We start from the raw sequence: 24425 nt of genomic DNA, 5'->3' as shown, positions 1-24425 counted from the left end.
ACAAGCCGCTCAGCGGCGTTGCCTAGATCAGCCCACCCACTTCCTCGCGTTGTGCCAGATCTGCATCCACGGGCTGAAAGCGCTCTTGTCGCCATCCGTCCAGCTCATCTGCACATTGCGGAACACGCGTTCCGGGTGCGGCATGAATGCGGTGAAGCGGCCGTCGGCTGTGGTCACGCCCGTGAGGCCGCCAGGGCTGCCGTTCGGGTTGAACGGATACGCTTCGGTGGGCTTGCCATGGTTGTCGGTGAAGCGCAGCGCTTCGATCACTTTCGCCTTGTCGCCGCGATACGCAAAGTTCGCGTAGCCCTCGCCGTGCGCCACCGCAATCGGTGCGCGCAGGCCAGCCATGCCCTTGAAGAAAATGCTGGGTGAATCGAGCACCTCCACCATCGACAGCCGCGCCTCATAGCGCTCACTGCGATTCGTCGTGAAGCGCGGCCACGCCTGCGCGCCCGGGATGATGTCGGCCAGCTCGGCCACCATCTGGCAGCCGTTGCAAACGCCCAGCGCAAACGTGTCGTTGCGGTCGAAGAAGGCCTTGAACTGGTCGGCCAGCATTGCGTTGAACATGATGCTGCGCGCCCAGCCAATGCCCGCGCCCAGTGTGTCGCCGTAGCTGAAGCCGCCGCACGCGACGAAGCCCTGGAAGTCGGCGAGCCTGGCCCGGCCCGTTTGCAGGTCGGTCATGTGGACGTCGTAGGCGTCGAAGCCCGCTTGCGTGAAGGTGTACGCCATCTCGACGTGCGAGTTGACGCCCTGCTCGCGCAGGATGGCGACTTTGGGGCGGGACAGATTGAGGGACGGGGGGGTCGAGGGAGAGCCCCCACCCCACCCCTCCCCCAGGGGGGGAGGGAGGAAGACATGGAGGCCGGGGTCTAGCGGATCGCCGGCGGCGGCATGCTCCGAGTCTGCGCCGGCGGGGTTGTCACGCTGCTGGCAGATCTTCCAGCTCACGCTGTCCCACACCTGGTGCAGGTCCGACAGGGTTGCCGAGAACACGATCTTCGTGTCGCGCCAGACTTGCACTTCACCCTTGCCGACGTTGATTTCCGACGATGCCGGGCGCGTCTTGCCCACGAAGTGGCTGTGCTTGGACAGGCCGTGCTCGCGCAGCACCTGCATCACCTCATTGCGAACGGCAGTCGGCACCTGGATCACCACGCCGAGCTCTTCATTGAAGAGCGCCTTGAGCGTCAGCTCTTCGCGGCGCGCGCTGACCTGGCCGGCCCAGTTCTTGGCGTCGCCGACATCGGCACGGCTATCGGTGATGCCGTCGCCTTCAGTGACCAGCATGTCCACATTGAGCGAGACGCCCACATGGCCCGCAAAGGCCATCTCGCAGGCGGCGGCGAACAGCCCGCCGTCGCTGCGGTCGTGATACGCGAGCAGCTTGCCCTGCGCACGCAATGCGTTGATGGCGTTGACGAGGTTGATCAGGTCCTGTGCGTCGTCGAGGTCCGGCACGTCGTTGCCGACCTGGTCCAGCAGCAGCGCCAGAATGCTGCCCGCCATGCGATGCCGGCCCTTGCCCAGATCGATGAGAACGAGTGTGGTGTCTTGCGTGGCCTCGAGTTGCGGCGTGAGCGTGCCGCGCACGTCTTGCAGCGTTGCAAAAGCCGACACGATCAGGCTGACCGGTGAGGTGACCTTCTTGTTCTGCGCACCGTCGGACCATTGTGTGCGCATCGACAGGCTGTCTTTGCCAACCGGAATCGAGATGCCCAGCGCCGGGCACAGTTCCATGCCTACGGCTCGCACGGTTTCGTACAGCGCGGCGTCTTCGCCCGCTTCGCCGCAAGCCGCCATCCAGTTGGCGGACAGCTTCACGCGCGAGAGCTCGATGGGCGCGGCAAGCAGGTTCGTGATCGCCTCAGCCACTGCCATGCGGCCCGATGCGGGTGCGTTGATGGCAGCGAGCGGCGTGCGTTCGCCCATGCTCATCGCCTCGCCGGCAAAGCCTGCGTAGTCGGCCAGCGTCACGGCGCAATCGGCCACAGGCACTTGCCGCGGCCCGACCATCTGGTCGCGGTGCGACAGGCCGCCCACGGTGCGGTCGCCAATGGTGATGAGGAAGCGTTTGGATGCCACCGTGGGGTGGCCCAGCACCTTGATCGCAGCGTCCTGCAGGTTCACGCCCGTGAGATCGACGGGCTTGAACTGGCGCGCGACGGTTTTCACGTCTCGGTGCATGCGCGGCGGTTTGCCGAGCAAGACGTTCATGGGCATGTTGACGGGGTGGGAGTCACCCTCACCCCTGCCTTCTGCCGCGTGCGTGGAAGGAAACAAGTCCACAGCGCCAACGACGAGATCACGCTCTTCGGTGGCAACGCCAACCACTGAGAACGGGCAGCGCTCGCGCTCACAAAAGCCCTTGAACTGCGCGAGCGACTGCGGCGCAATCGCCATCACGTAGCGCTCCTGGCTCTCGTTGCACCAGATCTCCTTCGGCGCGAGCCCGGATTCTTCGAGCGGAATCTGCCGCAAGTCGAACCGCGCGCCACGGCCGGCGTCATTCGACAGCTCAGGGAACGCATTCGACAGCCCGCCTGCGCCCACATCGTGAATCGCCAGGATGGGGTTGTTGTCGCCCTCGGCCCAGCAATGATTGATGACCTCTTGCGCGCGCCGCTCGATCTCGGGGTTGCCGCGCTGCACCGAGTCGAAATCAAGCTCTGCCGCATTGGCACCCGTCGCCATCGAACTTGCCGCACCGCCGCCCATGCCGATGCGCATGCCCGGCCCGCCGAGCTGGATCAGCAGCGTGCCTGCCGGGAATTCGATCTTCTTCGTCAGGCGCGAGTCGATCACGCCGAGGCCGCCCGCAATCATGATGGGCTTGTGATAGCCGCGAGCGACATCACCCGTCTGCTGCTCGTATTCGCGGAAGTAGCCGAGCAAGTTGGGCCGGCCGAATTCATTGTTGAAGGCAGCGCCGCCAAGCGGGCCCTCCGTCATGATCTGCAAGGGGCTGGCAATGTGTTCCGGCTTGCCGCCAGGCTGGTCGGACCATCCGCCCCAGAGCTTTGACACGGTGAAGCCCGTCAACCCCGCCTTGGGCTTGGAGCCGCGGCCCGTCGCGCCCTCGTCACGAATCTCGCCACCCGCGCCAGTGGATGCGCCGGGGAATGGGGAGATCGCTGTCGGGTGGTTGTGCGTCTCGACCTTCATCAGCACGTGATGCAGCGCATCCTGCTTGCGATAGAGCTGTCCCTGCGCCGCGCCCGCCACAAAGTGCTCGACACGCGAGCCTTCCATGATCGACGCGTTGTCGGAGTAAGCGACGATCGTGTGCTGCGGGCTGAGCTTGTGCGTGTTGCGGATCATGCCGAACATGCTGCTGTCCTGCGGCACGCCGTCGATCGTGAACGACGCATTGAAAATCTTGTGGCGGCAATGCTCGCTGTTGGCCTGCGCGAACATCATCAGCTCGACGTCGGTCGGGTTGCGCCCGAGGCCCTTGAATGCATCGACGAGGTAGTCGATCTCGTCATCGGCCAGCGCCAGGCCGAACTTCGTATTGGCTTCTTCGAGTGCCGCGCGGCCGCCCTGCAGCACATCCACATGCTCCATCGGCGCGGCGTCCAGCTCGGTGAAGAGCCCGCGAGCCTGCGCTCGATCGAACATCACGCTTTCGGTCATTCGGTCATGCAGCAGCGCGGCGACGGCTTGCAGCTGCTCCTGCGAAAGCGTGGGTGCTCGGCCAAGCAGGTTGGCCTTGGTCACGACGCGGAACTCGGTGATCCGTTCGATACGTTTGATGGCAATCGCGCAGTTGTGCGCGATGTCCGTCGCCTTCGACGCCCAGGGCGACACGGTGCCGAAGCGCGGGGTGACGACGATCAGCGCGCCGTTGGCCGCGGCTGTGTACGGGTCGCCGTAGGTCAGCAATGCTGCCAGGCGCGCTTGTTCGGACGCATCGGGCGCATGGTCACTGGCCACGAGGTGAACGAGGCGTGCGTTCACCGAAGCGATGCGCTCGTCGATGGCTTGCAGCCGGGGAAGGAGTTGCTGGACTCTGAAATCGCTGAGGGCGACGCCGCCCTCGAACTCGGAGATATGCAGGGTCACTGTGAGGCCTGTGTTTGCGGAAATCCGGATGCGCGCGCCGCTGACTGGGACGCACGCTTGAAATGAGCCTGAATTCTAACTGCGCACGACGTGCGCTATCCGCACACCGCCTGCGCGAACTGCCCACTCGCCTGCGCGAACTCCCCACCGCCTGCGGCTCGGGCCGCGCTCTGGGATAATCCGCCGATGACGATCACGTACAAGGACGAAGCTGGCATCCAGGGCATGCGCACCGCAGGGCGCCTGGCCGCGGAAGTGCTGGACTTCCTCACGCCGCACATCAAGCCCGGCATCACCACCAAGGAAATCGACCGCCTCGCCGCCGAGTGCATGCAAAAGCAGGGCACCACGTCCGCGACGCTGGGCTATCAGCCCGCCGGCTATCCGCCCTACCCCGCCTCGCTTTGCACATCGGTCAACCACGTGGTGTGCCACGGCATACCGAACGACAAGCCGCTCAAGAAGGGCGACATCGTCAATGTGGACGTGACGGTGATCAAGGATGGCTGGTTTGGCGATACAAGCCGCATGTTCATGGTGGGCGAAGTGTCCATTGCGGCCAAGCGCCTCGTGAATATCACGTATGACGCGATGTGGCACGGCATCAAGCACGTCAAGCCGGGTATCCATCTGGGCGACATTGGTTTCGCCATCCAGAAATTCGCCGAGAGCAACGGCTTTTCCGTCGTGCGCGAATTCTGCGGTCACGGCATTGGCCGCACCTTCCATGAAGAGCCGCAAGTGCTGCACTACGGCCGGCCCGGCACGCTCGAAGTGCTCAAGCCCGGCATGACATTCACGATCGAGCCGATGATCAACGCAGGCCGGCGCGACGTGAAGGAACTCGGCAACGACGGCTGGACCATCGTTACCAAGGATCACTCGCTGTCCGCGCAATGGGAGCACACCGTGCTCGTCACCGAAACCGGCTACGAGGTGATGACGCTGTCGGCTGGCAGCCCGCCGCCACCGCCCTTCGTCAACGCATGAGCGTTGCGCAGCTCAAGCCGGCGCGCGCCGTGCCCGACCTGCAACAGATCCGCGACGACTACCGCGCCCGCAAGGCTGCGCTGCTGAGCACCATGCGCAGCCAGGGCGCGTCGACGCGCGGCATCCGCACGCTGCTGCAGCGCTTGGCGCGTGAAGCCGATGTGACGCTCAAAACCCTGTGGGATGCAGCCAACCTGCCCGCTGACTTTGCGTTGATGGGCGTGGGCGGCTTTGGCCGCGGCGAGCTCTTTCCGCATTCCGATGTTGATGTGGTTGTGCTCGCGCCCGATGGGCAGGCACTCGACGCGCAGCCCGAACTCAAGCAACGCGTGGAGACCTTCATCGGCAACTGCTGGGACGCAGGCCTGGAAATAGGCTCCAGCGTACGCACCGTGGCAGAGTGCGTCGCGCTGGCCGCGACCGACATCACCATCCAGACGGCGCTCGTCGAGTCGCGCCTGATCACGGGCAGCGCCAAGATCTGTGCCGAATTCCAGAAGAAATTCCGCGCCAGCATCGACCCCAAGGCGTTCTTTGTTGCCAAGACGCTGGAGATGCGCCAGCGCCACACCAAGTTCGACAACACGCCCTACTCGCTGGAGCCCAACTGCAAAGAGTCGCCCGGCGGCCTGCGCGACCTGCAGGTGATCCTGTGGGTCGCCAAGGCTGCAGGCCTGGGCAAGAGCTGGGACGACCTGGCGCGCAAAGGCCTGGCGACACCCTTCGAAGCGCGCCAGATCAAGCGCAACGAGGCACTGCTGAACCTCATCCGCGCGCGCCTGCATGTGCTGGCCGACCGCCGCGAAGACCGCCTGGTGTTCGACCTGCAGACGGCCGTGGCGGAGTCATTCGGCTACAAGACCGAAGTTGATGCGCAGTCGGGCCGCATCGTCGGGCGCGCGAGCGAAGCGCTCATGAAGCGCTTTTACTGGGCCGCCAAGGCCGTGACGCAGCTCAACCAGATCCTGCTGCTGAACATCGAAGAGCGGCTGAACCCGAACACGCATGCGCCGCAGCGCATCGACGACCGCTTCTTCAACAAAGCCGGGATGATCGAAGTCGCCAGCGACGACCTGTACACCAAAGACCCGCACGCGATCCTGCAGACCTTCCTGCTCTACCAGACGACCGTCGGCGTCAAGGGCTTGTCGGCCCGCACGCTGCGCGCGCTGTACAACGCGCGCGGCGTGATGAACAGCCAGTTCCGCAACGACCCCGTCAATCACGCGACGTTCCACGCGATGGTGATGCAGCCTGAAGGCATCACGCACGCGCTGCGCCTGATGAACCAGACATCCGTGCTCGGCCGCTACCTGTGGGTGTTCCGCCGCATCGTGGGGCAGATGCAGCACGACCTGTTCCATGTGTACACGGTGGACCAGCACATCCTGATGGTGCTGCGAAACATGCGGCGCTTCTTCACGCCCGAACACGCGCACGAATATCCGTTCTGCTCGCAGCTCGCCGCTGGCTGGGACAAGCCGTATGTGCTGTACATCGGCGCGCTGTTCCACGACATTGCCAAGGGCCGCGGCGGTGACCATTCAGTGCTCGGCGCCGTGGATGTGCGCCACTTCTGTAAACAGCACGATATTGAGGCGGAAGACTGCAAGCTGATCGAGTTCCTCGTTCGCGAGCACTTGTCGATGAGCCGCATCGCGCAGAAGGAAGACCTGAGCAATCCCGATGTGATCGCAGCATTTGCCAAGCGCGTGGGCAACGAGCGCTACCTGACGGCGCTGTACCTGCTCACCGTGGCCGATATTCGCGGCACCAGCCCCAAAGTGTGGAATGCCTGGAAGGGCAAGCTGCTTGAAGACCTGTACCGCTACACGTTGCGCGTGCTGGGCGGACGCGCACCTGACCCTGATGCAGAGATCGAAGCGCGCAAGCGCGAGGCGCTGGTGCAGCTGCAGCTGTACGCCCTGCCGTTTGAAGGCCACAAGAAGCTGTGGGACTCGCTCGATGTGGGCTACTTCATGCGGCACGACGCGAGCGACATCGTGTGGCACACGCGGCATCTCGCGCGCTACGCGGGCACAGCCAAGGCGATTGTTCGCGCGCGCCAGTCCGTCGTGGGCGAAGGCCTGCAGATCCTCGTCTACACACCCGACCAGCCCGACCTGTTTGCGCGCATCTGCGGCTACTTCGACCAGGCGGGTTTCAGCATTCTTGACGCGAAGATCCACACCGCCAACAACGGCTACGCGCTGGACACCTTCCAGGTCGTGAGCTCGATGCTGCCCGAGCACAACCGCGAACTGGTGTCGATGGTCGAGTCAGAACTGCAGCTCACCATCGAAAAAGCCGGGCCGCTGCCCACCCCCAGCCGTGGCCGTGTGTCGCGCCGCGTGAAGAGCTTTCCGATCGCGCCGCGCATCCAGCTCGCGCCCGACGAAAAAGCGCAGCGCTGGCTGCTCACGATTTCGGCGAGCGACCGCGTCGGGCTGCTCTATTCGGTGGCGCGCGTGCTGGCCAACCACAACATCAACCTGCAACTGGCCAAGGTGTCCACGCTGGGCGAACGGGTAGAAGACACGTTCCTCATCGACGGGCCGGAGCTGCAGCAGAACAAGCAGCAGATTGAAATCGAGACGGAGTTGCTGCAGGCGTTGGGGGCTTGACGCGCTGGGGCGCGACCTGCGCTTGCCGCGGAGTCAGCCGAACAAATCGCGCTTGTACGTGTGCAGCCGCCCCTTGTAGGGCTCGTCCGCCGGCAAGGCAAAGATACGGCGCTGGCTGTGCGAGTACCCCAGCACACCCATCTTCTTGCTGAAGCTCGCCTGGTTGCCCCGGTCCGGGTCGGCAATCACCACCTCCACAGCGGCAGCGGAGTGCCTGTCGATGAATTGCGAGAGCGCCTCGGGCTGGCCACGGTCATACAGCAAGTCGCTGCCGATGATCACGTCGAAGGTGCCCAGCTTTGGATTGGGCTGCGACCAGTTGGCCAGCTCGTACTTCATCGCGGGCAGGTGATTCAGCAACAGGTTCTGCGCGAGAAAATCTTCCGCCAGCGGATGGCAGTCGCTTGCCGTGATATCGCCTCCGCGGCGGTGCACGATCAGGCTGGCGAGCGCGAGGCCGCAGCCCATCTCCAGCACACGCCGGCCTTGCAGTTCAAACGTGAGCATCGCATGCGCCAGCACGCGGCCCGAAGGCCATAGCAGCCCGAACAGCGGCCATTGCGCAGACGAAATCCCCTGCAACGCAGCAAGGCCGTCTGGATCGTCGAACTGTGATCTGTCGAGCAGTGAACGCATCGCGACGTCGGCGCCCGAGCCGCTCACGGTCTCGAACTTGACCTGGTACCCCGGCTCGGCAGACATGCAACGCTTCCTGCGTGCATCACGCTGTGGGGACCAGTGGGCCGCATCGGGCCCGGTGGTGCAGTCTACGCGGTCCTTCACACCGCACTTGAATGGACTCATCCTCTGACGTAGTATTACATTCGTAATTACTTAAGGGCTGTGAGCTATGTACACCTTGAAATTGACACAGGTCGGAAATTCAGTGGGCGCGGTGTTTCCCAAAGACTTGCTTGCCAAGCTCGATCTGACGAAGGGCGATGAGTTGTACCTGACAGACGCGCCTGACGGCTTACGCATCACCAAGCACAACCCGGAGTTCGAACATCAGATGAGCGTTGCGCGCGAAGTCATGAAGCGGCGTCGCGCGGTGTTGCGCGAATTGGCAAAGTGAGCCGCTGGGTATGGCTGCGAGAAGATGTCGTCGCTGCCGTGCATGAGGTACAACTTGCCGAACATGGCGGCGGCGCCGGCATCCGTGACGCGGGCCTGTTGCAATCTGCGCTAGCTCGACCAGAGAACCTCGCTGCGTACGGCACGCCGGATGCGGCCGATCTTGCCGCTGCCTACGGCTATGGCCTGTCTCGCAATCACCCATTCATTGATGGAAACAAGCGAACAGGCTACGTTGCTGCCGAGCTCTTTCTCGAGCTGAACGGGTTCTCGCTCACTGCAGACGACGCCGATGCGGCAGTCACGATGCTGGCAGTATCGGCTGGCGAGATCAGCGAAGCGGAATTTGCGGAATGGTTGCGGGAGAACAGCGTTGAACTAAAGGCGTGACCGCGAAGGATCGTTAGTCATCGTCGCCCGCGTCCAACCCCGGAAACAACACCTCAGTGAACCCGAACTGCGTGAAGTCGCGCACGCGCATCGGGTAGAGCTTGCCGATGAGGTGATCGCACTCGTGCTGCACGACGCGTGCATGAAAACCATCGACCGTGCGCTCGATCGGGTCACCGTATTGATCGAACCCGGTGTAGTGAATCTTCGACCAGCGCGGCACCACGCCGCGCAGCCCCGGCACCGACAGGCAGCCTTCCCAGCCGTCTTCCTCTTCAGACCCGACGGGCGTGATCACCGGGTTGAGCAGCACCGTGCGCGGCACGATGGGCGCATCCGGATAGCGCGGGTTGACGGTGTCCGTGCCGAAGATGACGAGCTGCAAATCAACGCCGATCTGCGGCGCGGCGAGCCCAGCGCCGTTCACTGCACGCATCGTGTCGAACATGTCGGACACGAGCAGGTGAATCTTGTCGGAGTCGAAGTCTTGTTCGGGCACAGGGGGTGCAACGCGCAGCAAGCGCGAGTCGCCCATCTTGAGAATGTCGCGGACTGTCATTTCACTTTCCTGGCTGAGTGAACAGCTTTCCAGGCGCTTGCGGCTTTGCGCATGAGACTCGCATGAAGCACACCGATTTTTGGATTTTCGCCGAACGGACGATGCGCAGGCGGCTTGAACCACGTGTCGTCGAAGTCCAGCTCAACGGCATCCTGCAGGCAAAACTTCGTATCCGCCTGAAGCCCGGCGAGCCGAAACGCGCCTACATCTGCCTTGCCAACCACAAACTCGCCAGCGTGCAGCGACGTGAGTTTCTTGCTCGTGCCATAGGCGACGAGTACGCGCAAGCGCCCAGACACCACTTCGCGAACTTCCAGCACAAGTGCCGGTCGCGGCTTGGGCCCCGGAGCAAGGCCGGGCAATTGAGGAAAGTGGCACCACACGATGTCGCCCGCCAAGGGCTCTTGCCACCAGACTCGCACGCGCGTCAAAACAGGCTGGACTTGAGTTTGCCCTGCCCGGCAGCGCCGGCCGCCTTGCGAATGGCGCCAAGTTGCTTTTGCGTCAGCGGCCCATCGTCGAGTTCGTATTTCGGCAGCACTTCATCGGCTAGTTTGCGTAGCGCGTAATGAAGCACTTCAGTTTCGCGCTCATACCCCAACTGGGCAGCAAGCTGCGTCAGTGTTGCGCGGCTCACGCCGTTGGCTGAATCGGCATCGCGAAACCGCATGAGCAGAGCGGCGCCCTTGGTCGCAGGTGCGGGTTTTGCTGCCGACTTGGATGATGTTGCGCGACGGCCGGATGACTGGTGCATGGCCAGATGCTACCACGGTGATATCAATTCGATATCAACTTGAAATCAGTCAAGCCGCTACTGCCGCACCACCCTTCGGCCGCCGCATTAACGCATACACCGCCGGCACGATGAACAGCGACAGCAGCGGCGCCGTGATCATGCCGCCCAGCATCGGCGCGGCGATGCGGCTCATGACTTCAGAGCCCGTGCCACTGCCCCACACGATAGGCACCAGGCCAGCCAGGATCACGGCGACCGTCATCGCCTTGGGCCGCACGCGCAGCACAGCGCCCTCGCGGATGGCGTCGTCCACCACGGTTTTCGTGGTCGCGATGCCGCCAGCCAGATGGTCATGCAACGCATGCTTGAGATACAGCAGCATCACCACACCGAACTCAGCCGCCACGCCGGCAAGCGCGATGAAGCCCACGCCCGTCGCAACCGACAAGTGGTAGCCCATCAGGTACAAAAACCACACGCCACCCGTCAATGCAAACGGCAGCGTTGCCATGATGAGCACGGCCTCGTCGAGCCGGCCGAACGTGAGGTACAGCAGCACGAAGATGATGAGCAAGGTGGCAGGCACCACGACCTTCAGCCTTGCGTTGGCGCGCTCCATGTATTCGAACTGGCCCGAGTAAGCGATGCTCATCCCGGGGTCGAGCTTGACCTGCGCGGCAACTGCACGGCGCAGGTCTTCGGCGACGGACGCCAGGTCCCTGTCCCGCACATCCACATACACCCAGCCGGAGGGCCGCGCGTTCTCACTCTTGAGCATCGGCGGGCCATCGCTGATCGCCACCTTGGCCACCGTGCCCAGCGTGATCTGCTGGCCGGTCGCCGTGAGAATCGGCAACTCGGCGAGCCGCTGCGGCGTGTCGCGCCACTCACGCGGATAGCGCAGGTTGATCGGGAAGCGCGCCAGACCTTCGATCGTTTCGCTCACGTTTTCGCCGCCGATCGCGCCTGCCACCAGTGCCTGCACGTCGGCGATGTTCAGCCCATAGCGCGCAGCAGCCACGCGGTCGATCTGCACATCGACATAACGCCCGCCCGTCAATCGCTCGGCCAGCGCCGACGACACGCCGGGCACTTGCCTGGCCACTTGCTCCACGGCCGCTGCAATGCGGTCAATCGCGGCAAGACTGCTGCCGCTGACCTTCACGCCAATGGGGCTCTTGATGCCGGTGGCCAGCATGTCGATGCGGTTGCGAATGGGTGGCACCCAGATGTTGGACAGGCCCGGCACTTTCACTGCGCTATCCAGCTCTGCGACCAGCTTCTCGGGCGTCATGCCGGCTCGCCATTGGTCACGCGGTTTGAGTTGAATAGTGGTCTCGAACATCTCAAGCGGTGCAGGGTCCGTGGCTGTTTCCGCGCGCCCTGCCTTGCCAAACACACGCTGCACTTCGGGCACGGTCTTGATCATGCGATTGGTGCGTTGCAGCAGTTCAGACGCCTTCTGCGCAGACATGCCCGGCAGTGCAGATGGCATGTACAGCAAGTCGCCCTCATCGAGCGGCGGCAGGAATTCCCCGCCCAGTCGCATCAGCGGCCACGCCGTGGTCGCCAACAGGATCACGGCGACAACGAGTGTGGCCTTGGGCCGCCGGAGCACGGCTTCAAGGGCGGGCTGGTAGGCCGCAATCAACGCCCGCGTGATCGGGTTTCTTCGCTCGTCGGGAATGCGCCCGCGTATCCAGTAGCCCATCAATACCGGGATGAGCGTGACGGACAACCCCGCAGCAGCGGCCATCGCGTAGGTCTTGGTGAATGCCAGTGGGCCGAACAGGCGCCCTTCTTGTGCCTGCAGCGTGAACACTGGAATGAAAGACAAGGTGATGATCAGCAGCGAGAAAAACAGCGCCGGGCCGACCTCCTCGGCCGCTTCGGTCATCACGCGCCAGCGCTCATCGCCCTGCAGCACGCCGTCAGGGTGGGCGTGCTGCCACGCCTCGATGCGCTTGTGCGCGTTCTCGATCATCACCACCGCCGCATCGACCATCGCACCAATCGCAATCGCGATACCGCCGAGCGACATGATGTTGGCGTTGATGCCCTGGTAGCGCATGACCAGGAAGGCCGTCAGCACGCCGAGCGGCAGCGCGATGATCGCCACCAGCGCCGAACGAAGGTGCCAGAGGAAGACGGCGCACACGATGGCGACGACGATGAACTCCTCGATCAGCTTGTGGGTCAGGTTGGTAATGGCGCGCTCGATGAGGGCGCTGCGGTCATAGGTGGTGACGACTTCCACGCCGGCTGGCAGGCTCTTTTGCAAGTCGGCCAGCCTGGCCTTCACCGCTGCAATCGTTGCCTGCGCGTTCTTGCCCGAGCGCAGGATCACCACCCCGCCCGCGACTTCGCCTTCACCATCAAGCTCCGCGATGCCGCGTCGCATTTCCGGGCCGACCTGCACGATTGCCACGTCGCCCAAGGTCACTGGCACACCGCCGCGCGCAGCCAGTGGAATGGCACGGAAGTCGTCCAGCGAACGAAGGTAGCCGCTGGCACGCACCATGTACTCGACCTCGGCCAGCTCCAGCACCGACCCACCGGTTTCCTGGTTGCCCGCCAGCAGTGCTTCGCGCACCTGGTTGTAGGTGATGCCGTAGGCGACGAGCTTGGCCGGATCGACCACCACCTGGTACTGCCGCACCATGCCGCCGACGCTGGCAACTTCTGCCACGTCGGGCAGGCTCTTCAACTCGTACTTGAGAAACCAGTCCTGCAGCGTGCGCAGCTGCGACAAGTCATTGCGGCCGCTGCGGTCCACCAGCGCGTATTCGAAGATCCAGCCGACGCCAGTCGCGTCCGGGCCGAGCGATGTTTTCGCGCTTGCGGGCAGGCGCGCCTGCACCTGGTTCAAATATTCGAGCACGCGTGAGCGCGCCCAATACAAGTCCGTGCCATCGTCGAACAGCACATAAACAAAGCTGTCGCCAAAGAACGAAAAGCCGCGCACGGCCTTGGCGCCGGGCACCGACAACATGGTGGTTGCGAGTGGATAGGTGACCTGGTTCTCGACGATCTGCGGCGCCTGGCCAGGGTAGCTCGTGCGGATGATGACCTGCACGTCTGACAGGTCCGGCAGCGCATCAATGGGTGTGCTTCGCAGGCTGTAAACACCCCACGCGCCCAGCGCCAGCGTCGCCAGCAGCACCAGGAACCGGTTGGCGACTGACCAGCGGATCAGCCGCGCGATCATCGCTGCGCTCCCTTTGCGTGCGTCGGCGCAGCGGGCGCCAGACGAGTGATCACGTAGTCATCACCGCGCTTGACGAAGCTGAAGTCAACGGCCTGCGACTTCTTCACACCAGCCCCCAGCTTCTTGTCAGCCAGCTTGAAGGGCATGGTCATGGGCGGCCACTTCAGCGCTGCCACTGCCTGGTGATCCAGTGTGACGCCATCGGCGTCGATATCGACCACGATGCCGCGGGTCTGGTATTCGGGCTCCGTTGAGGCAGCCGGTGTCGAAGCCACCGGCGCGGCGACCGGCGCGGCTAATGGCGCAGCCGGCGCGGCAGCGCGTGCCATCACTCCCTGCAGGCTGGCCTCGGAGTCGATCAGAAACTGCCCTGACGCGACGACCTTCTGCCCTTCAGACAACCCGCCCGTCACGACCATCTGCTCGCCGACCTGTTCGCGCACCTGCACCTCCACCGGCCGGAACTTGCCCGGCTGCTCAGACAGGTAAACCAGGCTGCGCTTGCCAGTGCGGATCACCGCTTCGGCCGGCACCACGAGGGCCGTTCGCTCGGCACCACGCACGCTGACCTGGGCGAACATGCCCGCCTTCAGCCGCTGGACCGGGTTGGGCAACTCAATTCGCACACGCAGCGTACGGGTCTCGCGATTGGATTCGGGCAACACCGCCGCAATGCGGCCGTTGACGACCAGGCCCGGCAGCGCCACAAAGCGTGCCTGCACGGCCTGTCCCGGCTGCATGGTCGCCGCCTGGGCTTCAGGCAACGCGGCCTCGAGCCAGACACTGTCCAGCCCGTTGATGCGCGCGAGCGTCATACCGGGTGAAATGCTCATGCCCCTGCGGACCATCAACTCGGTAATCACGCCACCCGAGGGAGCAGTGATCGTATGCAGCGCCGTGGGTTGCCCGGTGCGCTCGACTTTCTCGATCGCGGCGGCGGAAATACCCAGCAGCACAAGGCGCTGGCGAGCGGCCTGCGTCAAGGCTGCGTCATTCGTGGCCTTGACCGCCAGGAACTCCTGTTGCGCGCCGAGCCACTCCGGGTTCAGCACATCCACCAGAGGCGCACCCGCTGCGATCACGTCGCCTGGCGCCCTTGCATACACCCGCTCCACAAAGCCGGCGGCTCGCGCCTGCACGATACTCACATCGCGGTCGTTGAGCCCGACGGTGCCCACCACATCGATCGCGGCGTTGATGGATTTGCGCTCCACGCTCGCCAGCCGCAACCCCAGCGCCTGCTGCGCCTGCGCGCTCACCGCGAGTTGCGGGCTGGCCGCAGCGCTGGCCTGCTCCTCGTCGGCGTAGCGCGGCACGAGTTGCATGTCCATGAATGGCGACTTGCCCGGCTTGTCGAACTTTTGCGTGGGCGACATGGGGTCGTACCAGTACAGCACCTTGCGCCCGGCCGCGGCGGGGGCTGCAGACGCTGCCTGTGGCGCCGGATCGACCGCATGCGCGCCAAAGCTGCGCCAATGCGAGATACCGGCACCGATACCGACGCCCACGGCCAGGATCACAACGCCGGGAAGCACTTTGCTGAAGGTGGAATTCATGTCATTGCTCCGCAATCAAGGTTGTCAGGCGCACGCGCAACGAGGCGCGCTGCAAGTCCAGATCAAGCAGCCGCAGCCCGAGGTCAACGGCTTCGCGCCGCGCTGCCAGCACGGCAGGCAAGTCACCGCGGCCGGCCTGGTAGCTGGCCATTGCCAGTGCGACGCGCTCGGCGGCCAGCGGCCTGCCACTGGCCTGCAAGCGCGCTCGCTGGGCGTCCAGCGCCTGCAGCTCGGCGAGCTGGCCCTCCACTTCCTCCTGGTGTTTACGCGCCATGTCCTGCCGCTCGGCGTCGATGCGCTCGACTTCCTTGAGCTTCGCGAGAGCCTGCGGCTGCTGGCGCCGCTCGGTCTGCCACGGCAAATCGAGGCTGACCTGGAAGGACACCATGTCCCCGTACTGCGCGCCGCGGCGGCTGTAGGCCAGCTCCCATGACCAGTCGCCGCGGCTGTCCGCCGTGGCTTCGCTGGCCTCGGCAAGTGCCACCGCGCGCATCGCTTCGTAGGGCGCAAGTTCGGCATGGCTGTGCAGTCCGGCGCGCACCGAGCCGGCTTCCACAGTCACCTGCGGTGGCTCGCCGGCCAGTGGTTCATCAGCGCGGTCTCCCACCCATCGCCGCAGGCTGGCGCGCGCCTTGGCCACGTCGCGATTCGCCTCGTCGCGGCGGTCGGCCAGGGCGAGCTTCTCCTGCTGCGCCATGGCACGGTCTGCGGGCATGGCCTTGCCTGCGGCAATGCGCGGGCCGATGGTGTCGAGCAGCACGCGGTTCTCCGCGTCGAGCGCGTCGAGTTCGGCCAACCGGCGCTGCGCGTAGTACACCGCCAGCCACGCCAGCTTGGCCTCCCTTTGAACGGTCAGGCCAGCAGCCTGCAACAAAGCCTGTTCGCGGTCGATGCGCGCCTGCGCACCGCCGGCCCGCGCGTCGCGCTTGGCGCGGTTAGGCACCTCCTGCATCAGGCCAACGCGCTTCATGGTCATGAAGTCGCGCGTCAGGCTGAAGCGATCGGGGCCGCTGACAGGCAGGTTGTCGACGCCGAGCGTCAAGCGAGGATCAGGCAAGGTAGCAGCCGCCGGCTGGGCGGCCTGCGCGCCGGCGAGCGCATTTCGCTGGGCCAGTAACGAAGGCGCTTGTTCGCGTGCCAGCCGGGCCGCTTCATCGAAACCGAGCGCGGCGTGCGACAACGCCGGCCAGCACACTGCAGCGAACGCCAGCCATGAGCGCGACCGCAAGACGTAGATATCCATGACAAGTCCTTCGAAAGGAAACACACCAAGACGTGACCCACAGCCCGCAAACGTGCGGGCTACAACCAGCGAGCGCGCTAGTTGCGAAGGACGAGAAGCGACAGGTAGATGGGTGGCGCGCCCGGCGGCGGCGCGCCCGTGGCCACAGGTGCTGGCTGGCTGGCGCGCCCCTGCGGCGCGAGGAGGACCTGCGTCCAGTCCAGCGTGGCCAGCAGCAACGGCGGGGCGGGAGGTTGGGTGTCCGTGCCGTGAGTGGCGAGCGCGGCCAGCGAGTCCTGCAGCCAATGCGCCCGGCACAGCTGTGGCTGGTCTGGGTCCATGGTGCCAGCCATGTCACAGTCCGGCATGCTTGCCTGCGCAACAGTGCCGGACAGCGATGCCTCAACGGCCGGGCAAGCGTAGGCGGACATGGCCAGCTGGGTGAACAGCATCACCACCAGCATCCATCCTGCAAGCAAGCGCCGCGAGCGCCGAACCTTGTGCATGCAACCAGTCTACAGGCGCGATGGCGCCGCAACTTGACTTGGGACAAACGCAAGGCAGGCTCATGGCCAGCGCCGGCATCGCGAGTGGTCAATCGGTCGAGACTCGCCCTCAGGCTGTCGTTTGAAGCAGTTGCCTCAGCCCATCCTCATCCAGCACGGTCACGCCCAGCTCGCGCGCCTTCTCCAGCTTGCTGCCCGCCTCGGCACCCGCGACCACGTAATCGGTCTTCTTGCTCACCGAACCTGCCACCTTCGCGCCTGCCGCTTCGAGCAGGTCCTTCGCCTCATCGCGCGACAGCGTGGGCAAGGTGCCCGTGAGCACAATCGTCTTTCCGGCGAGCGGCTTGGGCGCGCGCTCGGCAGGCTCGCCCTCCTCCCACGTCACGCCGCAGGCGCGCAGCTGCTCGACCACTTCGCGGTTGTGCGGCTGGTCGAAGAACGTGCGGATGCTCTCTGCCACCACGGGGCCGACGTCCGGCACTTCCAGCAACTGTTCCACGCTCGCATCCATGATCGCGTCGAGCTTGCCGAAGTGCCGCGCCAGATCTTTGGCCGTTGCCTCACCAGCATGGCGGATGCCCAGGCCGTACAGGAAGCGCGGGAGCGTGGTCTGCTTGGACTTTTCCAGCGCGGCCAGCACGTTCTGCGCTGACTTTTCCGCCATGCGGTCCAGGCTTACGAGCGAGGCCAGGCCCAGCTTGTACAGGTCAGGCAGTGTGTTGATGACGCCTGCGTCCACCATCTGGTCAACGAGCTTGTCGCCAAGGCCTTCGATGTCGAGTGCGCGCCGCTGTGCGAAATGCAGGATCGCCTGTTTGCGCTGCGCGCCGCAAAAAAGCCCGCCCGTGCAGCGATAGTCCGCCTCGCCTTCCTCGCGCGTTGCCGCGGAGCCGCACACGGGGCAGATGCGCGGCATCGTGAAAATCTGTGAATCGTGCTGGCGCTTCTCGGCGACGACGGCGACCACTTCCGGAATCACATCTCCGGCGCGCCGCACGATGACCGTATCGCCCACGCGCACATCCTTGCGCCTGGCTTCGTCTTCGTTATGCAGCGTCGCGTTGGTCACCGTCACACCACCGACAAACACCGGCGCCAGCTTGGCAACAGGCGTGAGCTTGCCCGTGCGGCCGACCTGCACTTCGATCGCTTCCACCGTGGTGATCTGCTCCTGCGCCGGGTACTTGTGTGCCACGGCCCAGCGTGGCTCGCGCGACACGAAGCCCAACTGCTTTTGCAACGCGGTGCTGTTCACCTTGTAAACGACACCGTCGATGTCGAACGGCAACGCATCACGCTCACTGCCAATGGCCTGGTGAAACGCCACGAGTTCCTCAGGGCCTGTGCAGACACGCATGCGGTCCGACACGGGGAATCCCCACGAGCGCATCGCCTGCATCGCTTCGTAGTGCGTCGCAAACACCGGTCCGCCCTGCTCCGGCGGCGTCACCTCGCCCAGCCCATAGGCAAAGAAACTCAAAGGCCGCTGCCGGGCAATCGCCGGGTCAAGCTGCCGCACGGCACCGGCCGCCGCATTGCGCGGATTGACGAACGTCTTCTCGTTCTTCGCACCCTTGGCGATCTTCTCGCGCTGCAGCTCGTTCATCTTCTCGAAGTCGTCGCGGCGCATGTACACCTCGCCGCGCACTTCGACCACAGGCGGCGCATCAGCGGGCAGGCGCAGGGGAATCTGGCCGATGGTGCGGATGTTCTGCGTCACGTCTTCGCCGATCTCGCCATCACCGCGCGTGGCGGCTTGCACCAGCACGCCGCCTTCGTAGCGCATGTTCAGCGCAAGGCCGTCGAACTTCAGCTCGGCGCAGTATTCGACAGCAGGATCAGACTCAGCCAACCCCAGCTCGCGTCGAACCCGTGCGTCGAAATTGCGCGCGCCGCTCGCCTCGATGTCCGTCTCCGTGCGGATCGACAGCATGGGCACTTTGTGGCGCACCTTGGCAAAGCCGTCGAGCGGCTTGCCGCCCACGCGCTGTGTGGGCGAGTCGGGCGTCATCAACTCGGGATGCTGCTCTTCCAGTGCCTGCAGCTCGCGAAACAGCTTGTCGTATTCCGCATCCGGCAATTCCGGATCGTCGAGCACGTAGTAGCGGTGCGCATGGTGATGCAGCAGCGCGCGCAGCGCGTCGATCCGTTCGCGGGTCTTGGTGTCGGCCGTCATCGCGGCCTCAAGAAAACAATCGTCGCGCCTGCGGAGACCCAGCCGACAGGTCACGCGAATCGAGCGTGTCGTACAGCTGCTCGAGGTCCGCGCCGATCACGTCGAGGCCGTCGGGGCGAATCACCGCGCCGTTATCGTCGGTGATCAGGCCGTCCATCGACGCAGCCAGCGCAATGGCTGCGTCACGCATGCGCACAAAGGGCTGCTCGCCACGGTCCACATGCGGCACATCCAGGCTCAGCGTCACGTCACGCAACGCGGATTGCGCCGGGTCGTCTGCCATCGCTGCTTGCGTGTCGAACGACAAGCCCAGCACCGGCGGCGAGCCACTGGTGGTGGCGGGCAACACCATGCGGCCCGGAATGGCACCGGCCACAAACCCGAGGCGCGATGCGTACTGCTGCACGTAGCCAGGGCTCCACGCCGCATTCTTGGCACGCAGCGTGAAGCCGAGTTGCGCGTCGTGTGCGCTGGCGAACTGGTCGAGCTCGCGGCCACGCGCCACTTCATCAATCATGTCCGGAAACTCCGGCTCGCCGTTGATCGCATCTGCGAAGGCCTGCACCTTCACCACAAACTCTGAGAACTCGATTTCATTCAGCGCGCCTGTGCGGTTCGCGAGTTGCACACCAGCCTGGAAGGCGGTGTAGCGCTGGCCGGCCACTGGCATCTCCCACTGGCCCGAGCTCTCGTTTTGGCCCTCAATCGCAAATGGCTTGCTGCCTGCGCGGCGCGTAGGCGGCATTGCGGCGAGCGCCGCATCGCCCGACACCGGCGACTCGACCACGATGGGCGTGATCGCATCGATGAGTGCGTCGAGCGCGGGCTTCTTCTCCATCACAGGCAGTGGAGACACATCAAACACCGGGTCAAGCCGCTCGCCGGCTGCGGTGCCGTCACCCGTGGGCTCGATGGGCATGGGCATTGTCTCGGGCTGGCGCGGCGTGTTCTTGCGCGATGTCCAGGTGTTCCACGCCACCAGGCCGGCAAGCACCAGCCCGCCAAGGATCGCCAGGCCGATCGTGAAGCTAGACATGCGCCTGCGGCCTCGTCATGCAGCCTCGGCCATCGACACGGCAGCTTCCATGTCCACAGCCACGATGCGTGACACGCCCTGCTCCTGCATCGTCACGCCAATGAGTTGCTCGGCCATTTCCATGGCGATCTTGTTGTGGCTGATGAAGAGGAACTGGGTTTCGCGGCTCATGCTCGACACGAGTTTCGCATAGCGCTCGGTATTTGCGTCGTCCAGCGGCGCATCCACTTCGTCCAGCAGGCAGAACGGCGCCGGGTTGAGCTGGAAGATCGCGAACACGAGCGCGATGGCCGTGAGCGCCTTTTCGCCGCCCGAGAGCAGGTGAATCGTCTGGTTCTTCTTGCCGGGCGGCTGCGCCATCACCTGCACGCCCGAATCAAGAATCTCGTCGCCCGTCATCACCAGCTTGGCATTGCCGCCACCGAAGAGCTCGGGGAACATCCTGCCGAAGTGTTCATTCACGATGTTGAAGGTGCCGGCCAGCAGCTCGCGCGTTTCGCCGTCGATCTTGCGAATTGCGTCTTCAAGCGTGGTCATTGCTTCGGTCAAGTCGGCCGACTGCGAATCAAGGAACTGCTTGCGCTCGCGTGCTGTGGTTAACTCATCCAGCGCGGCCAGGTTCACTGCGCCCAGCGCCGCGATCTCGCGGTGCAGGCGGTCGATTTCATTCTGCATGCCCGGCAGCCGCACCTTGCCGTCTTCGATCGACTTGGCAATTGCCTCCAGGTCGGCTTGCGCATCGGCAAGCAACTGTTCGTACTGCTCGAAGCCCAGGCGCGCGGCTTGCTCCTTAAGCTGGAAATCCGTGATGCGCTGGCGCAGCGGGTCGAGCTCGCGCTCGAGTTGCAGGCGGCGCTCATCGCTGGCGCGCAGCTTGGCCGTCAGGTCGTCGTATTCGCTGCGCTTGGCGCCCAGCATCTGCTCGCGCTCCAGCTTGAGCGACAACGCGTTCTGCAAACCGGCTTGCGCAGCAGCGTCCGTCAGGCGGGCCAGTTCGTCACGTGCTCGGCCTTCTTCGTCGGCGAGTGAGCGTGCTTGCTGGTCCGCCGTTTCAATCGCGCGTTGCAGCTCGCCCTTGCGCGCCTCGACGGAGCGCTGCGAGAAGGTCGCTTCCTGCGCCTGCCGCTCCAGGCTGCGAAGCTGCTCGCGTGATTCAGACAGCTTGCGCTGCGCTTCGATCACACGCTCGTCCAGCTGGGCATGCCGCTCCTGGCTGTCGGCCAGCTGCATGTCGAGCTCTTCGAAGCGGCCTTCTGCCGTCACTCGGCGCTCCTGCAGGTCTTCCAGCATGGCATCGACTTCAGACAAGTCGCTCATCAGCTGCTCGCTGCGCGCGCGCGTCTGCTCGGCCAGCTGCGTCAGGCGCAGGTATTCGACTTGCAGCTCATGCGCGCGGCTTTGCGTCTCGCCCGCGTCGCGGCGGGCCGTGACAAGGCGCTGCGATGCATCGGTGTAGGCGGCCTCAGCGCGGACCAGCGCCGACCTGGCCTCTTCAGCAATCAGCGATTGCGCGCGCAACTGCTTTTCAAGGTTCTCGATTTCCTGCTGGCGCGCGAGCAAGCCCGCCTGCGCGGAATCCTGCGCATAGAACGTGACGCTGTGCGGCGTGACGGCGTGACCGCCCTTGACGTAAATCGCCTCGCCGGCAGCGAGCTTGTCGCGTGCGGCCAGCGCATCTTCAAATGAGGCTGCGGTGTAGCAGCCGTGCAGCCAGTCAGTCAGCAGAGCCTTCTGGCCTGCGTCGTTCAGGCGCAGCAGGTCTGCCAGACGCGGCAGCGCGCCAGCGGGTTCAGGCACACCAGCTTGCGGCTGGCTGTAGAACGCGAGCTTGGCGGGCGGCGCGTCGTTGCCGAAGGCGCGCACCATGTCCAGCCGCGAGACTTCCAGCGAGTTCATCCGCTCGCGCAGCGCGGCTTCCAGCGCGTTTTCCCAGCCTTGTTCGATGTGGATGCGGCTCCACAGGCCCTGCAGGCCATCCAGGCCGTGGCGTGCGAGCCAGGGCTTGAGCTTGTCGTCGGTCTTGACCTTTTCCTGCAGCGCCTTCAGCGCTTCCATGCGGGCAGAAAAGTCGCTTTGCTTGTGGCTTTCCGTGTTGACGGCCTGCTGGCGATTGCGGCGCTCATCGTCGAGCTGCGGCACCTGGTCTTGCAGCTCGTGCAGGCGCGCATCGGCCGTCTCGGCGGCTTCCTGTGCTGCGGCGAGCTGCGTGCGCAGGTTTTCAAGCCGGGTTTCATCGGGCGCGGCCAGTGCATTCTTGTCGGCAACGAGCCGCTCGCGCCGCTGGCTGAACTGGCGCGACTGCTCTTCAATATTGCGTTGGTCGGCGGCCAGCACCTGGATTTGCTGCTGCACCTGCGCGACGCTGGTGCGCTGCTCGTTGGCTGCAGCCTGCGCCGTGCGAACGGCCTCTTCCAGATCGGGCATCTGCATGCCCTGCTCTTCAACTTGCGCAGCGAGCAGCGCGGCCTTCTCTTCAGCGTCAACGGCTTGCCCGGCCAGCGTATCAATCTCAGCCAGCGCTTCGTCCTTGCGCGTGCCCCAGTGCGTGGCCTGTTCCTTCAGCTGGATCAGCCGTTGCTCCACACGCTGGCGGCCTTCGACCACGAAGCGGATTTCCGCCTCAAGCCGCCCCACTTCGGCGCTCGCCTCATAGAGCAGGCCTTGCGACTGGTTCACCTGGTCGCCCGCCGCATAGTGCGCCTGGCGAATCGTCTCCAGCTCGCTTTCGATGTGGCGCAGATCAGCGATCTTCGATTCGAGCTCGTTGACGGACTTCTCGGCGTCTGACTTGACCTTCGCCTGGTCCGCCTCGCTCTCGGCGCGCTTGAGGAACCACTGCTGGTGCTGCTTGAGCGTGGCGTCGGCTTGCAGGGCGTTGTAAGTCTGTGCAACCTCAGCTTGCTTTTCGAGCTTGTCGAGGTTGGAGTTGAGCTCGCGCAGGATGTCTTCAACGCGCGTGAGGTTCTCGCGCGTGTCAGACAGGCGGTTTTCCGTCTCGCGTCGGCGCTCTTTGTACTTCGACACGCCCGCAGCTTCTTCGAGGAACAGGCGCAGCTCTTCAGGCTTGGACTCGATGATGCGGCTGATCGTGCCCTGGCCGATGATGGCGTAGGCGCGTGGGCCCAGGCCCGTGCCCAGGAACACGTCCTGCACGTCGCGGCGGCGCACGGGCTGGTTGTTGATGTAGTAGCTGGAAGTGCCGTCGCGCGTCAGCACGCGCTTGACGGCGATCTCGGCAAACTGCGCCCACTGGCCGCCGGCACGGTGATCGGCGTTGTCAAAGATGAGTTCAACAGACGAGCGCGACGAAGGTTTGCGCGTCGTCGTGCCATTGAAGATCACGTCCTGCATGGATTCGCCGCGCAGCTCGCTGGCGCGCGACTCGCCCAGCACCCACCGCACGGCATCCATGATGTTCGACTTGCCGCAGCCGTTGGGCCCCACAACGCCCACCAGCTGGCCTGGGAGCATGAAGTTGGTGGGGTCGGCAAAGGATTTGAAGCCGGATAACTTGATCGAATTGAGACGCACTGGCCCTGCCCGCTGTTCTGACTGAAGGCGATGATAGCGGCAAGGCCGTAACCCTTGCGTTACCGTAACTGTATGGTTACCATGTCGGCAAAATCACAGCAGGAGAAGCCGCCATGCAGGTGCAGTTCGTCGTGTTTCATCGCCCCGGCCCGGCCTGGGTGGCCGGTGTGCCGTTTCGTGAGCAGCCGGGCCTGCAGGCGCATGTCGATCACTACCGCGTGCAGGCGGCAGCGGGCAAGTCATTCGGTGGCGGGCCGTTTCTGGACGAGACGTCCGGCGGGATGATGGTGTTTCGCGTCGGTGTGAGCCGCGAGGATGTGGAAGCGGTCGCGTCGTCTGACCCCACCGTGATGTCCGGCTTGCTGCTATTCGAAGTCCGGCCGTGGTTCAACGCCCATGCGGCTTTCGCGTCATGACGCGTGCCTCTGCCCTGCACGCGGCGCTGGCCGACCCCACGCGCGAGCAGATCGTGCGCCTGCTGATCGAGGGCGAGCGCTCTGTCGGCGAAATTGCGGACAAGCTGCCCGTGAGCCGGCCCGCCGTCTCCAAACATCTGCGGCTGCTTGAATCGGTCGAGCTCGTCAGCGTACGCAGCGAAGGCACGCGCAACGTCTATTCGGTCAAGCCCGAAAGCATCGCCGTGCTGCGCGACGAGCTCGACAAGATGTGGGAACGCGCGCTGGCCCGCTTCGCGCTCGTTGCCAACAACAAATCCAAACCCACCACCAAACGCCAGAAATGAACAA

18 protein-coding genes are annotated in these 24425 nt (G+C 64.6%); 6 read left to right on the top strand and 12 right to left on the bottom strand.

Annotated elements, in window-relative coordinates; genetic code table 11:
- Positions 1 to 27: 27 nt before the first annotated feature.
- Positions 28 to 4071: a phosphoribosylformylglycinamidine synthase gene (gene purL, locus GHT07_RS14635; protein WP_323740950.1), complete on the bottom strand. Its 4044-nt coding sequence runs from the start codon at positions 4069 to 4071 to the stop codon at positions 28 to 30.
- A gap of 186 nt (positions 4072 to 4257) precedes the next feature.
- Between purL and map the strand changes: the two genes are divergently transcribed.
- Positions 4258 to 5061, top strand: a complete 804-nt coding sequence (map, locus tag GHT07_RS14630) for a type I methionyl aminopeptidase (RefSeq protein WP_153585838.1) — start codon at positions 4258 to 4260, stop codon at positions 5059 to 5061.
- On the top strand, positions 5058 to 7685 hold the full coding sequence (locus GHT07_RS14625; protein WP_153585837.1) for a [protein-PII] uridylyltransferase: 2628 nt from the start codon (positions 5058 to 5060) through the stop codon (positions 7683 to 7685). Before map ends, GHT07_RS14625 begins: the two co-directional genes overlap by 4 nt.
- A 33-nt stretch (positions 7686 to 7718) precedes the next feature.
- Here the strand turns inward: GHT07_RS14625 and GHT07_RS14620 are convergent, their stop codons facing one another.
- Positions 7719 to 8387, bottom strand: coding sequence for a class I SAM-dependent methyltransferase (locus tag GHT07_RS14620; protein ID WP_153585836.1), 669 nt, complete (start codon positions 8385 to 8387; stop codon positions 7719 to 7721).
- Between the two features lie 163 nt (positions 8388 to 8550).
- On the opposite strand from GHT07_RS14620, the gene GHT07_RS14615 reads away from it, so the two are divergent.
- On the top strand, positions 8551 to 8760 hold the full coding sequence (locus tag GHT07_RS14615) for an AbrB/MazE/SpoVT family DNA-binding domain-containing protein (RefSeq protein ID WP_407646641.1): 210 nt from the start codon (positions 8551 to 8553) through the stop codon (positions 8758 to 8760).
- Positions 8757 to 9149, top strand: coding sequence for a type II toxin-antitoxin system death-on-curing family toxin (locus GHT07_RS14610; protein WP_323740949.1), 393 nt, complete (start codon positions 8757 to 8759; stop codon positions 9147 to 9149). The genes GHT07_RS14615 and GHT07_RS14610 overlap by 4 nt, the downstream gene beginning before the upstream one ends.
- A 13-nt stretch (positions 9150 to 9162) precedes the next feature.
- On the opposite strand, the gene def is transcribed toward GHT07_RS14610, so the two are convergent.
- The 10 genes from def to smc form a co-directional block, all read right to left on the bottom strand.
- Positions 9163 to 9708, bottom strand: a complete 546-nt coding sequence (gene def / locus GHT07_RS14605; protein WP_153585834.1) for a peptide deformylase — start codon at positions 9706 to 9708, stop codon at positions 9163 to 9165.
- The gene (locus GHT07_RS14600; RefSeq protein WP_153585833.1) at positions 9705 to 10106 is read right to left on the bottom strand and encodes a hypothetical protein; all 402 of its coding nucleotides are present in this window, start codon (positions 10104 to 10106) and stop codon (positions 9705 to 9707) included. The genes def and GHT07_RS14600 overlap by 4 nt, the downstream gene beginning before the upstream one ends.
- Positions 10107 to 10135: 29 nt before the next feature.
- On the bottom strand, positions 10136 to 10462 hold the full coding sequence (locus tag GHT07_RS14595) for a hypothetical protein (protein ID WP_228488357.1): 327 nt from the start codon (positions 10460 to 10462) through the stop codon (positions 10136 to 10138).
- 49 nt (positions 10463 to 10511) lie between these two features.
- Positions 10512 to 13652 (bottom strand): efflux RND transporter permease subunit, encoded by a 3141-nt coding sequence (locus GHT07_RS14590; protein WP_153585832.1) that lies wholly within the window; start codon positions 13650 to 13652, stop codon positions 10512 to 10514.
- Positions 13649 to 15208 (bottom strand): efflux RND transporter periplasmic adaptor subunit, encoded by a 1560-nt coding sequence (locus GHT07_RS14585; RefSeq protein WP_153585831.1) that lies wholly within the window; start codon positions 15206 to 15208, stop codon positions 13649 to 13651. Before GHT07_RS14585 ends, GHT07_RS14590 begins: the two co-directional genes overlap by 4 nt.
- 1 nt (position 15209) lies before the next feature.
- Positions 15210 to 16451 (bottom strand): TolC family protein, encoded by a 1242-nt coding sequence (locus GHT07_RS14580; RefSeq protein ID WP_153585830.1) that lies wholly within the window; start codon positions 16449 to 16451, stop codon positions 15210 to 15212.
- Positions 16452 to 16528: 77 nt separating this feature from the next.
- Complete coding sequence (locus tag GHT07_RS14575) at positions 16529 to 16936, bottom strand: hypothetical protein (RefSeq protein WP_153585829.1); 408 nt, start codon at positions 16934 to 16936, stop codon at positions 16529 to 16531.
- Positions 16937 to 17045: 109 nt separating this feature from the next.
- Positions 17046 to 19112: an NAD-dependent DNA ligase LigA gene (gene ligA / locus GHT07_RS14570; RefSeq protein ID WP_153585828.1), complete on the bottom strand. Its 2067-nt coding sequence runs from the start codon at positions 19110 to 19112 to the stop codon at positions 17046 to 17048.
- Between the two features lie 7 nt (positions 19113 to 19119).
- Positions 19120 to 20148, bottom strand: coding sequence for a cell division protein ZipA C-terminal FtsZ-binding domain-containing protein (locus tag GHT07_RS14565; RefSeq protein ID WP_153585827.1), 1029 nt, complete (start codon positions 20146 to 20148; stop codon positions 19120 to 19122).
- A gap of 15 nt (positions 20149 to 20163) precedes the next feature.
- Complete coding sequence (smc, locus tag GHT07_RS14560; RefSeq protein ID WP_323740948.1) at positions 20164 to 23679, bottom strand: chromosome segregation protein SMC; 3516 nt, start codon at positions 23677 to 23679, stop codon at positions 20164 to 20166.
- A gap of 113 nt (positions 23680 to 23792) precedes the next feature.
- On the opposite strand from smc, the gene GHT07_RS14555 reads away from it, so the two are divergent.
- The gene (locus tag GHT07_RS14555) at positions 23793 to 24095 is read left to right on the top strand and encodes a YciI family protein (RefSeq protein WP_153585826.1); all 303 of its coding nucleotides are present in this window, start codon (positions 23793 to 23795) and stop codon (positions 24093 to 24095) included.
- Positions 24092 to 24421: an ArsR/SmtB family transcription factor gene (locus GHT07_RS14550; RefSeq protein WP_153585825.1), complete on the top strand. Its 330-nt coding sequence runs from the start codon at positions 24092 to 24094 to the stop codon at positions 24419 to 24421. The genes GHT07_RS14555 and GHT07_RS14550 overlap by 4 nt, the downstream gene beginning before the upstream one ends.
- Positions 24422 to 24425: the final 4 nt, after the last annotated feature.

Origin of the sequence: Caenimonas koreensis DSM 17982 (genome assembly GCF_009646335.1) — a bacterium.
Lineage (GTDB): Bacteria > Pseudomonadota > Gammaproteobacteria > Burkholderiales > Burkholderiaceae_C > Ramlibacter > Ramlibacter koreensis.
This window is presented reverse-complemented; position numbering and strand designations above follow the sequence as displayed.